We start from the raw sequence: 13216 nt of genomic DNA on the forward strand, positions 1-13216 counted from the left end.
CCGGCGCTGCCTGGTCCGCACGCTGCGCGTGCGGGGCAAAACCTGGGGCCGCCAGGGCGGCCCCTGCTGGCGCTCGCTCGCGAGGGTTCGCGGCTGCGCCGCTCCCCCCGCTTCGGGGCCGCTGCGCGGCCCGTACCCACTGCCTCACCTACCACCGATCAACAGGTCGATGACCTGCGCTCTCGTGCCGTTGAGTGATCCGAACTGAGGGGGCCGGCTGCGCCGCGTCTGGGGTTGGTGGGGCGCCTCGCGGTCGAGGCCCGCCCGCCCCGTCACGCGGGTGCTGGCGGGGCTACCCAGCCCTCGCTGCACCCGCCCGTGGGGCAGGCGGACCTCTTCGCGCGACTGGTCCGTTACTCCGCTGTGATGGTTGTGTCAGTGGTGAAAGATAGATTTACCGGTGTCAGAGATAGTGCGATGAGAGGACGACCGATGACGAACCACCTGCCCGCCCTACAGCGGCAGAGCAGCCCGCTTCTGACCGTCATGCGCGCCGCCGGACGAGCGGGGGTGGCCGTCCTGCTGTGGGGGAAGCCGGGCATCGGCAAGTCCTCGCTCCTGCAGGCGCTCGCCCGGGCCGAGGGGCTCCCGATGGAAACGGTCATCGCCTCGCTGCGCGAGCCCGCCGACTTCGCCGGTCTGCCCATCGTGCGTGAGCACGGCGTGGACCTCGCCGCCCCGGCCTGGGCCGTGCGGCTGGCGGAGGCCGAGGAGGGCTACCTCTTCCTGGACGAGCTGACCACCGCGCCGCCGGCGGTCCAGGCTGCGGCGCTGCGGCTGGTCCTCGACCGGGTGGTGGGTGACCTGACGCTCCCCCACAAGGTCCGGGTCGTGGCAGCGGCCAACCCGCCCGAGTTCGCGGCCGACGGGTGGGACCTCGCCGCTCCGATGGCCAACCGGTTCCTGCACGTGGAGTTCGAGCCCGCGCTCGACGACTGGCTCGACGGCATGACGACCGGGTTCCAGGTGCCGACGTCCGGCCGCGTGCTCGACTTCTCGCCGGTCGCCCGCGCGGCCTCCCGGGCGCAGGTCGCCTCGTTCATCCGGACGCGGCCCGACCTGCTGCACGACCTGCCCCGCGACGACGCCTCGACGGGGCGGGCCTGGCCCTCGCACCGCACCTGGACCATGACCGCCGACGTGCTCGCGCTGCTCGACCCCGACGACACCCCCGCGACCCTGCTGGCCGCGACCGGCCTGGTCGGTGAGGGTGCGGCCGTCGAGTACATCGCCTGGCGGGCGCACAACGACCTGCCCGACCCGGCCGACGTCCTGGCGGACCCCGACTCGGTCGCGTGGGCCACCCTCGAGCCGTCCCGCGCCTGGGCCACCCTGACGGCCGTCACCGCGCACTCGACCGCCGACGGCACCAAGACGGGGTGGCGCGCCGCGTGGGCACCGCTGGCCGTGGCCGCGCGGGCCGGGCTCCAGGACGTGGCCGCAGCGAACGCGCGCGCCCTGCTCAAGTCCCGCCCGACCGGGGAGCGCCCGCCGGCCTCCGCACGGGCGTTCCTGACCGTCCTGGCCGACGCCGGGCTCATCCCCCAGGAGGCAGCGTGAACCCCACGACGATCCGGCCGCTGACCGACGACGAGCGGCGCGCGCTGGCCGCCGCTCGCCTGGTCGCCGTTGAGTCCGCCCCGTACCTCGCGCACGCGCTGTTCTCGGTCCGGCCGCTGGCCGCTCCGGGGCTGGCGACGTTCGCCGTGGACCGGCACTGGCGGCTGTACGTGGACCCCGCCACGCTCGACGAGTGGGGGCCGCAGGTCGCCGGGGCTGTGCTCGTGCACGAGGCCTCGCACCTGATCCGCGACCACGCCGGTCGCGCAGACGGGCTGCCTGGTCCGGTCGACCACGACCGGTGGAACCTGGCGACGGACGCCGCGATCAACGACGACCTGCTGCGCGCGGGGCTGCCGCTGCCGTCGTGGGTCGTGACCCCGGCCAGCCTGGGCCTGTCCGACGCGGGCGTGGAAGAGGCCTACTACGGCGCGCTGCCCGCCCAGCCGCCGCAGACCGAGCCGGGCTGCGGCTCGGGGGCGGGTGACCCCCGCCAGGCGTGGGAGCCCGCCGCGGACAACGCGCAGATGCCTGGCCTGGACGACGGCCAGGTGACGATCACCCGGCGCAAGGTCGCGCAGGACGTGCGTGACGCCGTAGCGCAGGGACGAGGCACCGTCCCGGCCGGGATCGAGCGCTGGGCGACCGACGAGCTGACGGCCCCGACCGTGCCGTGGCGCAAGGTGCTCGCCGGGATGGTCCGCCGCGCCGCCGCCCTCACCACCGGTCGTCTGACCTACACCTACACCCGGCCCGGGCGGCGGCCGCTGCCCGGCATCGTCACCCCGGCCATGCGCGCGCCGAGGGTCACGGCCGCCGCCGTCGTGGACACCTCCGGGAGCATGACGCCTGACGACCTCGCCGCCGCGCTGCGCGAGGTCAACGGCGTCATCAAGGCCGTGGGCGGCAGCGTGAGCGTCATCGCCTGCGACGCCCGCGCTGCCGAGGCCCGCCCCGTCCGCCACGCGCGCGACGTGCGACTGGTCGGCGGTGGCGGCACGGACATGACCATCGGCATCGCGGCCGCCGAGCGCCTGACCCCTGCACCCGACGTGATCGTGGTCCTCACCGACGGCGACACCCCGTGGCCCAGCCGCCCGACCCGCGCCCGGCTGATCGCCGTCCTCACCCGCGAGCGCGGCCTGCCTCGCGTGCCGACCTGGGCGCGGGGCATCCTCGCCACCCCTGCTCCTTAGTGGCTAGTTCTCCCGTTGTCAGTGGTACCCGGTAGCCTGGGGGTGTACCGAGAGGGAAGGGGCCGACGATGTACCGGACGAACTGGGGCGGCGGGATCACCGCCGAGACGCGCGACATCAAGCTGACCCGAGGGCAGGTGCTGCGCCAGCACACCGTGACCGGCTTCCCCCAGCCGGTCACCCTCTCCCACAACCGCTGGGGCGGCCCGATCCGCGTCACCGTCGCCGGGCAGCACCAGGTCACGGCCCGCTCGCTGGGCGAGGCGATCGCCTGGTGCCGGGAGAACCTCACCGCCAGGGCCGCCGCGTGAGCGCCAACCTCACGCCGGCCCTGGCCGCCCTGGCCGAGCGCGCCTGCTCGGCCGCCGGCACGGACCTCGACACCGTGCTGGGCGACCTGCGCGACGGCGAGCCCCACGAGCGCACCCCGCCCGCCGTGCGCGCCGGCTGGTCCGCGCTCGACCTGCACCCGACCACCGACCAGCAGGAGGACGCGTGAGCCGCGCGCTGTTCGACCTCGGCGCCCGACTGCGGGCCGCGCACACCGGCCGCCCCGTACCCGTCGCCGCGTACGGACCGGCCCTCCCACCGACCAACGCGCTGGCGGTGACCGTGGACCACGACGGCGAGCACGTCTACGTCAACGCCACCGACGGCACGACCACCCTCGCCGGGACCGACCGCGACGGACTGACCGCGCTGGCCGACCTCGGTGCGACGCTCGGCCCGACGCACCGCACGCTCGTCGTCGCGTCCCCCCGCGACGTCGTGACGCTTGCCGCGCTCGCCCGCGCGTACCCCGACGAGCCCGCCGCACCGGTCGTCGGGTGGTGGGACCAGCGCCTCGACCACCCCGGCACCGGAGCGGTGCACGCTGTCGCCAGCACCGCCCGCCTGCGATGGGTGCTCGGCGTGCACCCCGATCGCGAGCGCGAGGTCGAGACGTGGCGGACCTGGCTGGGCGTCACGTCCAGCGGGCCGCACGCGCTCCTCGAGCTCGCGCGGCGGACGGCCGCGGGATCGACGCTGCCGGGCCTGCTCGACGCGAACGCGACCGACTCTGCGGCATGGGAGCGCTACGGGCAGCGCCTCGCGGCTGGGCGGCCGTGGTGGGCCAGGGACACGCGGATCGACGCCGCACTCGGTCTTGTCGCGAGGTCGCACGCGGTGGAGTGGTTCGAGTCGCTGCGGCTCGACGACCCGCTCGTGGCGGTCGCGGCGGCACACGACGGCACGGTGGTCCCCGGTCGGGTCGCGGCGTGCGACGACGCGGCGGTGGTCGTCGAGGCCGACCGGACGCTGAGCCGCCTGCGGGTGGACGCCAAGGTCACCGCCTGGGCCGGGGAGCCGGTGAACGCGAGCCGCACAGCGTGCCTGGACGGGCGGGTGCTGGCCGCGACCATCGGGACCGACGCGCGCCTCACCATCACGGTCGGAGGGCTGGTGCGCCGACCGCGCGGACTCGCCCCGGGCGACCGCGTGACGCTGCGGCCGGGCCGGGTGGACCCGTTCATGCAGGCGAACGGGCGGCGGCTCATGGCGGGCGGGTACCACCGGGGTGCGAACTGGATCGCCGGACGCGGCAAGCCCGTGGCGCGTCGTGGCGAGGTCCCCCTCGACGTGATCGTGGCGGCCGCCGGGGACTGAACCCGAGGCGGAGCCCGCGCGCGAACGGCACTTGTTGGCTAGTTATCCCGGTGTCAGTGGTTGCCGGTACCCTGAGAGCATGAAGAGGACGACCGGAACCGCCACCGCCGAGCGAACGACGCCGCAGGTCACGGGCCCCGCCGAGCACCTGCGCAACCCGACCCTGGCCCGCGCGCTGTTCGCCGTCTGGGGCGGCGACCCCGCCGTGGTGATCGACTCCCCTCCCGGGGCCGGCAAGACGCACCTGATCACGCACCTCGCCCACCAGCTGCACACCCGCGCGGGCATGACCGTGGCGATCGCCGCGCAGACCCGGGCACAGAGCATCGACGTCGCCAACCGCACGGCCGCGACGGGCGCGCCGACCGTCCTGCACGGTGACTCCGCGACCGACCGCCCCAACGACCTGGCAGCCGACGTCGCACTGACCACCTCACGCGGCTTGCGGCCCGGCGCGGGCGTCATCGTCGCGACCACGGCGCGGTGGCTCTGGGTGCCGAGCAACCGGCCCGTGCACTTCGACGTGATGCTCGTCGACGAGGCCTACCAACTCACCTTCGCTGACCTCGGAGCGCTCGGCTCGATGGCGGACCAGTTCGTCCTCGTCGGCGACCCCGGCCAGATCGACCCCGTGGTGACCGGCGCGACACGACGCTGGGCGACCTGGGCGAGCGGCCCGCAGGTGCCCGCCCCAGCGGCCCTGCGCGCAGCCCACGGCGACGACGTGACGCGACTGCGCCTGCCGCACACGTGGCGGCTGGGACCGGCCACCACCGACTTGCTCGCCCCGCTGTACCCGGCGCTGCCGTTCACGTCCGCCCGACCCCCTCGCCACCTGACCGCTGGCACGCACGACCTGCCCGAGTACCGTGCTCTGCCGCTGACCGTGACCGGCGGAACGAGCGACCCGAGCGTGGGCCTGGCCGCCGCTCAGGCCGCCCGCGACCTGCTGGCCACCGCGTACCTCGTCTCCCCCGACGGCACCCGACCCCTGGTACCGGCCGACGTGGCGGTGATCGCCCCGCACGTGGAGCAGGCCGCGCTCGTCGCGGCCGCCCTGTCGGACCTGCCCGACCTGTTCGTGGGCACCATCAACCAGGCCCAGGGCCTCGAGCGCGAGGCGGTCGTCGCGGTGCACCCGCTGCTCGGGCACGACGTGGACGAGGACTTCGCGCTCGACCTCGGACGGCTGTGCGTGGCTCTGTCGCGTCACCGCACCCACGTGATGGTGGTCACCGACGACCGCTCCCCCGCACTGCTGGCGGACGCGCTGCGCGAGCGCCCCGACGCGACGAACCTCGCCACGCACGCGCGGCTGCTCGACCGGCTCCTCCAGGCCGCGTGAGCCGTCGCCGGCTCAGGCCTCCTGGGCCGCCGGCTGGCGCCGCCGCGGCGGCTTCCATGACCACCCGGGCAGCGCTTCGATGGCCTCGACCTCGCCGGCGGTGAGCCGGCCGGCGGCGTACCGCGAGCGCCAGTAGGCCACGCGCTTGCCGAGCGGGACGCTCGCGCGGCCGACCCGGTAGACGGTGGAGAACTGGACGTCGCCGGCGTCGCGGTCGGGCTCGACGGCGAGCCAACCGCGCATCGCGGCGACGAACTCGTCGAGCCGTGACTTGCGCTCGGTGGTCGCGCCGGGGATCCGCGCGAGCTCGCGCCGCTGGGCGGGGGTCAGCTCGGCGGCGCGCTGGTCGCGCAGCCAGCGTGCGGCGGGAGCGTTGACGCTCTCCAGGCCGTCGAGGGTGCCGTGCGCGTCGACGTACGCGCGGACCTCGGCCAGGCGCTGCTGCCACACCCGCGCGGTGCGCGGGGCGTACCCGTCCCATGACCACCCCGCCCGGGCCTCGAGGGCACGCGCTCGTTCGACGTCGAGGGTTCCGCGGCGGTGCCGTTCGCGCTGTGCCCTGACCCGGCGCCCCAGCGGGTACGGCACACCGTCGACGAGCCGGCTCGTGGCGGCCTGCGGCACCGCGGCGTCGCCGTGCTGCTCGATCCACCAGTCCAACTCGTCGAGGAACTTCGCCCACGCCGCGGCGCGCGCCGAGGCTGGCGCGGTGGTCTTGCCCATCGTGGTCACTCCCCCTCCGCTGTTCGTTCCATGCTCCCACACCGGGGCAACTAGCCGTCTGTGTCGGTGCTCGGCGGTACTCTTGTCTTAGTCAAGGAAAGGGGAAAGGTGATGGACCTGCTGGAGCGGATCGAGGGGATCGTCGAGGAGGCTCGGGCCGGAGCAGACGGTCCGATGCCGCACTCGTCGGTGCGGCCGGACGACTTCTACGTCGAGGCCTTCGAGCAGATCGCCGGCGTCGCGCGCGCCGAGCGCGAGCGCCAGACGCGCGCGCAGGGCGATTCCCGATGAGCGCGCTGCGGATCGAGCACGACGAGCTCGACGGGACGCTGCTGCACGGCACGGCGCGCGACGACGGCGCAGCCGACACGGTCAAGGCCCTCGGCTGGCGCTGGAGCGGGCGCCTCAGCGCCTGGTTCGTGCCGCGCAGCCGTGCCCGCTTCGCCGACCGCGGTCTGATCGAGCGGACCGCCGGCGCCCTGCGCGAGGCCGGCCACGAGGTCGACGTCGACGTCGACGACACCGTGCACGAGCGCGCCCACCTCGAAGCGCGCCAGGCCGAGCACGAGCAGCAGCGCGCCGAGCGCCTGCAGGAGCGCGCGGCACGTCATCGGACGGTGGCCGAGCAGGCCGACGAGGCCGGGCGCGCGCTGGCCGACCGCATCCCGCTCGGCCAGCCGATCCTGCTGGGTCACCACTCCCAGCGCCGGGCCGAGCGCGACCGCGAGCGAATCGAGCGCGCCATGCGGACGAGCATCGAGCACGACGCGCAGGCACGACGCGCCGAGGACGCCGCGCGGGCGGCGGCCGGCGCCGCCGCGCGGCGGCACGCGCCCGTCACCGTCGCCAACCGGATCCAGCGCCTCGAGGCGCAGATCCGCAAGACCGAGCGAGCGCTCGACGCCGCCGGCGTGCGGACACCTGCGCAGGAGGCCTGGTCGCTGCGGGTGCGCGCCCAGCTCGAGCGCGACCGAGCCGACTTGGCGTACTGGACCACGGTCCGCGGTGAGCAGATCGCCGCCGGCATCGCCACCGACTACGGGCCCACGCACGTCGCGGCCGGCGACATGGTCAAGGTCCGCGGCCGGTGGTTGGCCGTGGTGCGCGCCAACCCGAAGACCGTGACGGTCGCCGGCCTGTTCGGCAACGACACGACCCCCTGGCACGAGGTGCAGGACCACCACCGGTTCGACCCGTGCAAGGACTGCGGGCGGTCCGTGATGGACACCCTCGCGTGCCCGAACGTGAAGACCGTGTGCCTCGACTGCTGCGGGGAGGAGGACCACTAGGGCTGGCGCGTGTCGAACCTCAGGGATACCCTTGTCTTAGACAAGAGATAGTCGGGAGGCGGAGATGACGATGACGATGAGCCAGGCGCACGACGTCGTGGCGTACACCGTCCGGTACGGAACCGAGGGGTCGGGGTACACCGAGCACGAGGTGACCGAGGCCTGGGCCCTCGTGCAGGACGAGCGCGATCGCGACCGCGAGGAGGCGGGGGCGCGATGAGCGAGCCGTGGCCGGTCATCCACACCTACACCCGTCGCGAAGCGATCAGCGACGGGGTGCTCGTCGAGCTCGACGAGCACGCCGCGGCCCGCATCCCGTGGCACACGGCGATCACCGCGGCGGCGTACGCCGACGCGATCGAGTGGGACGAGACGAACCCGCTGCCGCAGGACGAGAGCGGACGCGCGTGGGACGTGCTCGTCTGCGCCGCGGCCGCCGTTCGCTCGCGCGCGGTCCCCGACCGACGCGAGCAGCGCATCCCGATGAGCGTCTGGCGCGTGCCCAACACGGCCCACTCGGTCGCCCCTCGCCCGCTGCGTCTCGTCGCCCACCTGGGGCCCGGCGACGACGGCGAGCCCGTCCTCACTGTGATGCTCCCCGAAGAGGACTGATGAGCCCGCGTCGGCCGGGCGTGAAGCCGACACCGCCCGGCCGGCGCGCCAACACGCCCACCCTCGAGAACCCCGGGACTACGCTCTTGTCTAAGACAAGCGGAGTCGAGAGGACGAGCACATGACGCGCTACACCGCGACGCTTGAGTGGTCCCCGCCAGCACACGGCGGCCGCCCGCTCGAGCAGGTGGTGCACGAGCTCGCCGAACACGGCGCGCACGCGGCGACCGCGGTCGACGGGCGCGCAGGGCTCGCCCTGACCGTCGAGGCCGAGGACATCCGCGCCGCCGCGGCGATCGCCGTCGACCTCGCGACCGCAGCGCTCGGCAACGCCGGCGCCGCACCCCCGCAGTTGACCGGGCTGTCCGTCTCGGCGAGCGCGGCGGGCGGGACACCAGAGCTGAGCACGTGGGTGGTTCCCGACGTCCTGCGCGTGCCGGACATCGCCAAGGCCGCCGGCGTCTCCCGGCAGCGCGTCCAGCAGTGGGTGCACGAGCGGGACGACTTCCCCGCGGCCCTCATCACCACCAGCTACGGCGCGCTGTACCCCAGGGCCGCGGTGGAGCGCTGGCTCGAGCAGCCCCGCCAAGCCGGCCGGCGCGCCCGCAGCGCGACGCCGCCATCGGACGAAGGAGGCCAGGCGTGAGCACCGACAGCACGCCCCTCACCGTCTGGAGTCGGGCCGACGAAGTGACCTGGTTCGAGTCCCTCGAAGGCCAGCCGAGATCAGGCGGGCCGGCTAGCGAAGTACGCGCGCAGAGCCTCGGTGACGATCTCCTGCTTCGTGCGACGGCTGTCGCCCTCGGCGTTGACCTCACGCGCGAGCTGCTCGTCGAGATCGACGGGCAGGCGCACGTTCAGTTGAACCAGCGGGCCGGCCGCCGCCGCGACACCCACACGGCCACGGGCGGGGCCGCGTGGTACCTGCACACGCTTCGGGCTTCGAGGAGAGGGCACACGGTCGGCGTCAGGCACGTCCCCTGCTCCCCTCGTCGCGCTGGTCGGCTCTCACCGATCGTAACGACCGAGCGACCCGTCGCCCGGAGGCCAGCCGATTCCTCACCCGCACCAGTCTGAAAGGAGGCACCGGGGATGCTCGACGTCGACGACCTGATCACGCTGCTCCAGCGCGGGATGCGCGACGCCGCGCAGCTCAGCGACGGCGAGCTCGCGGCCGTGCTGCACACGCTGCGCCGGCCGGCGATGCGCGACGCAGCGATCGCGATCATCTCCGGCCACCTCGAGGACGCCGCTCCGCTCTCCCGCAGCCTCGCTCCCGCCAGCGCGTGGTTCACCCGCGGACCGCTCGACGCCGACGCGGTCCGCCGCGCCGTGCCCCTGCTGCACCGCCTGGCCGCCGAGGCCACGACACCCGGTGCCGCCGCCACGGTGGCCGCCGTCCTGGCCTACCTCGACTGGGCCCACGACCGTCCCCTGCGGGCCGCCGCACGGCTGAACCAGCACGCCGACGACCCCCTAGGGGCCCTGCTCCAGCGGATGATCGCCGCCGGGGTGCGCGGCCCCCGGGTCACGGCGACCTCGGGCGGGAGAGGCCCGCGATGAGCCGCGCCCTCGACCCTGGCCAGTGGACCGGAGAGCTCGTCCGTGAGCTGCTGGTCGTCCTCTACGGCGGCCACCGCTCACGCACGGGCACCTGGGTTCCGGACGCCGCGGCCGTCGCACGCCGTCGACGGGTAGCGCCGAGCACCGTGCGGCACTGGACCCGCCACGGGGCGCCCACCGCGATGCCGGTGCGCGAGCTCGACGCGATCGTGCGCCGGCGGCGCCCAAAGGCGAGCACCCTGCGCCGCGAGCGGCTCCAAGCCGACCGGACGCAGAAGATGCGCGAGCGCGCGAGTCTCGGCCGCGGCCGCGGCAACCTCACCGAGTACGCCGAGCGCGGCTGGCTCGACCAACACCGGGTGCTCGTCCTCGAGGACGAGTGGCGCCCGCTGCGGCGCGTCGTCGTCGTGCGTGACGAGCCGGCCCTCATCCGCCGCGCGACCGCCGGCGCACGCCTCGTCGACCTCGCGATCGCCGACTCGAAGTTCGCCGGCGACGCGCTGCGCTACCAGCTCCTGCAGGAGGTCGGACCATGGCGACTCGAGCTGCCGACGAAGAAGGCACCGCGCGGCCACACGCAGGTCTGGCTGGCCAGCGCACCGGTCGCCGAGCTCCCCGTGTCGGCGAGCCTGACCTGAGACGCCTCCCGGTACCAGCCGACGCCGGGTGACCCCCCGGTCCGCAGCGACCCGCGCGGCGACCGCTTTAGTAGCGTGTGACACAACATTACGTGTACCGTGGCCACATCGAGCCCGCACCGGGATCCAGCCCGGGGCTCACGTCTCCAACCGGAGGTTCGCCATGCCCGTTCCTGTCCTCGCCGTACCCGCTGACGGCCCCGAACCGCGGCCAGCCACCATCTCTCGCAGCGTGGCCGCCACCCGCCTCGACATCGCCTACGGCTCGGTCAGCAAGCTCGTGCGCTGCCACATCCTGCCGCTGCCGATCCCCGCCGCCCTGGTCGACAAGCTCGCAGCCCGGCCCGACGTGGTCGTCGCCGCCGGAGAGCTCACCGTCCTGCGCACCGGATCCAAGGAACCGGCCGACCCCGCGAAGCACCCCCAAGACGAGCGCAAGTACATCGGCTTCGACATGGGGCACAGCGACGCCGAGCTCGAGGAGACCTCCCTGCGCTGGTGGCGCTCGGACCCCGACGTCGTGCTCGACAACGAGGTCTTCGCCATCACGGTGGCCACCGTTCCCGTCGCGGTGTACCGCATCACCGGCCACGTCGGCGCCTACACGCGGCCCGACGAGACCCGACCGCGCCACCACTACGCCGGTCAGCTCCTCGGGCGCCTGCGCGCCGACCTCGAGCCGGCCATGCGCCAGGACACCCCTGGGCACCTGCGCACGCTCGCCGAGCAGATCCTCAGGTCGCGCATCCGCACGAGCAGCGGCGGCCCGATCGCCTACCTCGGCGGCGTCGAGCGCCCAGTCGTCGACTGACCGCACGCATGACGACGGCCCGGCCCCCTGGAAGAGTGGCCGGGCCGTCGCCCGCCATCGTGCGCCCGCCCGGGTCGCTCGTGGTGCGGGCTACGAGGGCCGGCGTTCGAGAGCGCGGCGCCGGTGCACCACGTTGACCGCCCAGGCGACCAGCGCCAGCAGCACCCCCGCCGCGATCGCCAGCCGCGCCAGATCGAGCCCGGCGCCGGCGGCGAGCTCGACGAGCACCCCGTCCCGGGTGAGCACCCCGTGCTCGGTCAGCCAGTTCGCGACGCCGTCACCGGCGCCCGTCAGCATCGCGAGGATCGGACCTCCGAAGAACACGGCCAGGACGACGAGCGCGACCGCGTCGTCGCTCATCTGAGGGCCGGGCGTGCCGCGGCCCGCGCTCATCGGGTGACCCCCCGTGCGTCGGCGTAGGCCGTGCCCGCCCAGTCGGGAGCGTGCAGCGCGAGCATCGGAAACCGTGCCGGGTCGAGCTCGCTGACCGGCAGCCACAGGTCGCTCGCGCGCACCTGGACGGCCTCCAGGACGTAGTGCCGGCTCGGGGGCCGGGCGACGTAGGCGCCGGCGGCGCCGGCGTACCCGACCCACGTCTGGCCGAGCAGGTCCAGCAGCACCACGACGTGCCCCGGCTTGGTGCACGTCGACATGACGAGCTCCCCGAGCGCGGTCCGGCTTTCCACCTGCTCCACCCCCTGCTCCCGAGACGCCTCGACGAGCCGCGACTCGGCTTCCTGCAACAGCTCGACGGTGCGCGCGTCGCTGCAGCCGGCCGCGACCTCACCGATCTGCGCGGCGATCGTCAGCAGCTCACGCACGGCGCTCACCTGCCAGGGCGGAGATCCGGTCGGGACGGTACCCGGACCAGTGCTTGTCGCCGGCGACCACGACGGGCGCCTGCAGGTGCCCGAGGGCCATGACGTAGTCGCGGGCGTCGGCGTCCTCGGTGAGGTCGACGACGACGTACTCCCGGCCGAGGTTGTCCAGGGCCCGGTACGTCGCGTCGCACTGGACGCACCTCGGCTTGCTGTAGACGGTGATGGTGCTCGACGACGTCGTTGTCGGTGGGGTCGGCATGCGGCTCTCCTGTCGTGCGGGCGGTCCGGGATCAGCACCGCTCGAGCAGCTGCTCGAGCGTCGTCTTCTCCGCGGTGGTCACCGTCAGCGACCAGCGCGTCTTGATCTGCACCCACCGGGTCGCGTAGGCGCACGCGTAGGAAGGGTCGGGCGGCAGCCACTCATCGACGCCCTGGTCTCCCTTGGACCGGTTGACGCTCGACGACGTCGCCTGCAAGTTCGCCGGGTCGTTCGCGAAGTCGGTGCGCTGCTGCGCGGTCCACGACCAGGCGCCGGCGCGCCACGCCGCGGCGAGAGGCACCACGTGGTCGATGTCGATCCCGCCGTCGACCTTCTCGAAGCGCACCAGCTCGCCCGTGTACGGGTCGGTCAGAGCACCTCGCTCGACGACGCAGTCCTGGGTCCCGGGGCGGTACACGACGTCGACGAGATCCCGGGCGAGCACGTCGTTGCGCTGGTCGCACCCGTTGCGGTCGACGTCGGCCCATCGCTGACCGAACTCGTCACGCTCGTACGGCCGTGGGGCGGCGTCGTCGACGACGACGAGGCCGGCCAGGTCGACGGTCGACGCTGCTGGAGCTGCTGCAGGCGACGACGACGCACTGGGGCCGGTGGTGGACTTCGCGGTGCCCGGCACGACGTCGCTGCCGGGCTGCGAGGCGGTCCACACCGCGACCACTGCGGCGACGGCGAGGACCGCACCGCTCACGCGCGAAGACCGACGACGACCGTTCAGGTGGCTCATCAACTTC

Annotated in this window: 20 protein-coding genes; 14 read left to right on the forward strand and 6 right to left on the reverse strand. The window is 74.3% G+C overall.

All coding sequences use genetic code 11. The annotated features are described in order from the left end of the window. Positions 1 to 432 precede the first annotated feature (432 nt). From BM048_RS16530 to BM048_RS16555, 6 genes are all read left to right on the forward strand, one after another. A complete protein-coding gene (locus tag BM048_RS16530) occupies positions 433 to 1560 on the forward strand; it encodes an ATP-binding protein (RefSeq protein WP_090034824.1) in 1128 nt (375 codons plus the stop codon). Continuing rightward, entirely contained in the window at positions 1557 to 2756 is a 1200-nt protein-coding gene (locus BM048_RS16535; protein WP_090034827.1) for a vWA domain-containing protein, read from the forward strand. The genes BM048_RS16530 and BM048_RS16535 overlap by 4 nt, the downstream gene beginning before the upstream one ends. A gap of 68 nt (positions 2757 to 2824) precedes the next feature. Next, entirely contained in the window at positions 2825 to 3067 is a 243-nt protein-coding gene (locus BM048_RS16540) for a hypothetical protein (RefSeq protein WP_090034830.1), read from the forward strand. After that, positions 3064 to 3255 (forward strand): hypothetical protein, encoded by a 192-nt coding sequence (locus BM048_RS16545; protein ID WP_090034833.1) that lies wholly within the window; start codon positions 3064 to 3066, stop codon positions 3253 to 3255. Before BM048_RS16540 ends, BM048_RS16545 begins: the two co-directional genes overlap by 4 nt. After that, entirely contained in the window at positions 3252 to 4403 is a 1152-nt protein-coding gene (locus BM048_RS16550) for a hypothetical protein (RefSeq protein WP_090034835.1), read from the forward strand. Before BM048_RS16545 ends, BM048_RS16550 begins: the two co-directional genes overlap by 4 nt. A gap of 79 nt (positions 4404 to 4482) precedes the next feature. Then, positions 4483 to 5748, forward strand: a complete 1266-nt coding sequence (locus BM048_RS16555) for an AAA family ATPase (RefSeq protein WP_090034836.1) — start codon at positions 4483 to 4485, stop codon at positions 5746 to 5748. Between the two features lie 12 nt (positions 5749 to 5760). Here the strand turns inward: BM048_RS16555 and BM048_RS16560 are convergent, their stop codons facing one another. Then, the gene (locus BM048_RS16560) at positions 5761 to 6471 is read right to left on the reverse strand and encodes a helicase associated domain-containing protein (protein ID WP_139224514.1); all 711 of its coding nucleotides are present in this window, start codon (positions 6469 to 6471) and stop codon (positions 5761 to 5763) included. 111 nt (positions 6472 to 6582) lie between these two features. On the opposite strand from BM048_RS16560, the gene BM048_RS16565 reads away from it, so the two are divergent. The 5 genes from BM048_RS16565 to BM048_RS16580 all read left to right on the forward strand — a co-directional run bounded on the left by BM048_RS16565 (position 6583) and on the right by BM048_RS16580 (position 9018). Continuing rightward, positions 6583 to 6762 carry a hypothetical protein gene (locus BM048_RS16565; RefSeq protein ID WP_090034841.1) on the forward strand — a complete coding sequence of 60 codons (180 nt, stop codon included), beginning with the start codon at positions 6583 to 6585 and terminating at the stop codon, positions 6760 to 6762. Beyond that, positions 6759 to 7760 (forward strand): DUF3560 domain-containing protein, encoded by a 1002-nt coding sequence (locus BM048_RS16570; RefSeq protein WP_090034843.1) that lies wholly within the window; start codon positions 6759 to 6761, stop codon positions 7758 to 7760. The genes BM048_RS16565 and BM048_RS16570 overlap by 4 nt, the downstream gene beginning before the upstream one ends. Before the next feature lie 76 nt (positions 7761 to 7836). Continuing rightward, positions 7837 to 7980, forward strand: a complete 144-nt coding sequence (locus BM048_RS18340) for a hypothetical protein (RefSeq protein WP_175499605.1) — start codon at positions 7837 to 7839, stop codon at positions 7978 to 7980. Next, complete coding sequence (locus BM048_RS16575) at positions 7977 to 8372, forward strand: DUF6573 family protein (RefSeq protein ID WP_090034847.1); 396 nt, start codon at positions 7977 to 7979, stop codon at positions 8370 to 8372. The genes BM048_RS18340 and BM048_RS16575 overlap by 4 nt, the downstream gene beginning before the upstream one ends. A gap of 121 nt (positions 8373 to 8493) precedes the next feature. Next, positions 8494 to 9018 (forward strand): helix-turn-helix transcriptional regulator, encoded by a 525-nt coding sequence (locus BM048_RS16580; protein WP_090034850.1) that lies wholly within the window; start codon positions 8494 to 8496, stop codon positions 9016 to 9018. An 80-nt stretch (positions 9019 to 9098) separates the two neighbouring features. Here the strand turns inward: BM048_RS16580 and BM048_RS18345 are convergent, their stop codons facing one another. Then, a complete protein-coding gene (locus BM048_RS18345; protein ID WP_175499606.1) occupies positions 9099 to 9269 on the reverse strand; it encodes a hypothetical protein in 171 nt (56 codons plus the stop codon). A 195-nt stretch (positions 9270 to 9464) separates the two neighbouring features. Here BM048_RS18345 and BM048_RS16585 point away from each other — a divergent pair, with 195 nt between their 5' ends. The 3 genes from BM048_RS16585 to BM048_RS16595 all read left to right on the forward strand — a co-directional run bounded on the left by BM048_RS16585 (position 9465) and on the right by BM048_RS16595 (position 11384). Next, positions 9465 to 9935, forward strand: a complete 471-nt coding sequence (locus BM048_RS16585; RefSeq protein WP_090034853.1) for a hypothetical protein — start codon at positions 9465 to 9467, stop codon at positions 9933 to 9935. Further along, complete coding sequence (locus BM048_RS16590) at positions 9932 to 10573, forward strand: hypothetical protein (protein ID WP_090034857.1); 642 nt, start codon at positions 9932 to 9934, stop codon at positions 10571 to 10573. Before BM048_RS16585 ends, BM048_RS16590 begins: the two co-directional genes overlap by 4 nt. Before the next feature lie 232 nt (positions 10574 to 10805). Beyond that, positions 10806 to 11384 carry a hypothetical protein gene (locus BM048_RS16595; RefSeq protein WP_090034859.1) on the forward strand — a complete coding sequence of 193 codons (579 nt, stop codon included), beginning with the start codon at positions 10806 to 10808 and terminating at the stop codon, positions 11382 to 11384. Positions 11385 to 11474: 90 nt separating this feature from the next. On the opposite strand, the gene BM048_RS16600 is transcribed toward BM048_RS16595, so the two are convergent. From BM048_RS16600 to BM048_RS16615, 4 genes are read right to left on the reverse strand one after another with little or no spacing between them, the layout of a single operon-like run. Further along, positions 11475 to 11777 (reverse strand): hypothetical protein, encoded by a 303-nt coding sequence (locus BM048_RS16600; protein WP_139224515.1) that lies wholly within the window; start codon positions 11775 to 11777, stop codon positions 11475 to 11477. Then, the gene (locus BM048_RS16605) at positions 11774 to 12205 is read right to left on the reverse strand and encodes a hypothetical protein (protein ID WP_090034862.1); all 432 of its coding nucleotides are present in this window, start codon (positions 12203 to 12205) and stop codon (positions 11774 to 11776) included. Before BM048_RS16605 ends, BM048_RS16600 begins: the two co-directional genes overlap by 4 nt. After that, positions 12198 to 12464, reverse strand: a complete 267-nt coding sequence (gene nrdH, locus BM048_RS16610; protein ID WP_090034864.1) for a glutaredoxin-like protein NrdH — start codon at positions 12462 to 12464, stop codon at positions 12198 to 12200. The genes BM048_RS16605 and nrdH overlap by 8 nt, the downstream gene beginning before the upstream one ends. A gap of 31 nt (positions 12465 to 12495) precedes the next feature. Next, the gene (locus BM048_RS16615; RefSeq protein WP_175499607.1) at positions 12496 to 13173 is read right to left on the reverse strand and encodes an HNH endonuclease family protein; all 678 of its coding nucleotides are present in this window, start codon (positions 13171 to 13173) and stop codon (positions 12496 to 12498) included. Between the last annotated feature and the right edge of the window lie 43 nt (positions 13174 to 13216).

The sequence above is a fragment of the Cellulomonas marina genome (assembly GCF_900111925.1).
In the GTDB taxonomy this organism is placed as follows: domain Bacteria; phylum Actinomycetota; class Actinomycetes; order Actinomycetales; family Cellulomonadaceae; genus Cellulomonas; species Cellulomonas marina.

Coding starts and splice junctions, on each gene's coding strand:
- BM048_RS16575 (WP_090034847.1), top strand. CDS start 7,977: ATGAGCGAGCCGTGGCCGGTCATCCACACCTACACCCGTCGCGAAGCG.
- BM048_RS16560 (WP_139224514.1), bottom strand. CDS start 6,471: ATGGGCAAGACCACCGCGCCAGCCTCGGCGCGCGCCGCGGCGTGGGCG.
- BM048_RS16530 (WP_090034824.1), top strand. CDS start 433: ATGACGAACCACCTGCCCGCCCTACAGCGGCAGAGCAGCCCGCTTCTG.
- BM048_RS16580 (WP_090034850.1), top strand. CDS start 8,494: ATGACGCGCTACACCGCGACGCTTGAGTGGTCCCCGCCAGCACACGGC.
- BM048_RS18340 (WP_175499605.1), top strand. CDS start 7,837: ATGAGCCAGGCGCACGACGTCGTGGCGTACACCGTCCGGTACGGAACC.
- BM048_RS16570 (WP_090034843.1), top strand. CDS start 6,759: ATGAGCGCGCTGCGGATCGAGCACGACGAGCTCGACGGGACGCTGCTG.
- BM048_RS16555 (WP_090034836.1), top strand. CDS start 4,483: ATGAAGAGGACGACCGGAACCGCCACCGCCGAGCGAACGACGCCGCAG.
- BM048_RS16590 (WP_090034857.1), top strand. CDS start 9,932: ATGAGCCGCGCCCTCGACCCTGGCCAGTGGACCGGAGAGCTCGTCCGT.
- BM048_RS16540 (WP_090034830.1), top strand. CDS start 2,825: ATGTACCGGACGAACTGGGGCGGCGGGATCACCGCCGAGACGCGCGAC.
- BM048_RS16600 (WP_139224515.1), bottom strand. CDS start 11,777: ATGAGCGCGGGCCGCGGCACGCCCGGCCCTCAGATGAGCGACGACGCG.
- BM048_RS16565 (WP_090034841.1), top strand. CDS start 6,583: ATGGACCTGCTGGAGCGGATCGAGGGGATCGTCGAGGAGGCTCGGGCC.
- nrdH (WP_090034864.1), bottom strand. CDS start 12,464: ATGCCGACCCCACCGACAACGACGTCGTCGAGCACCATCACCGTCTAC.
- BM048_RS16585 (WP_090034853.1), top strand. CDS start 9,465: ATGCTCGACGTCGACGACCTGATCACGCTGCTCCAGCGCGGGATGCGC.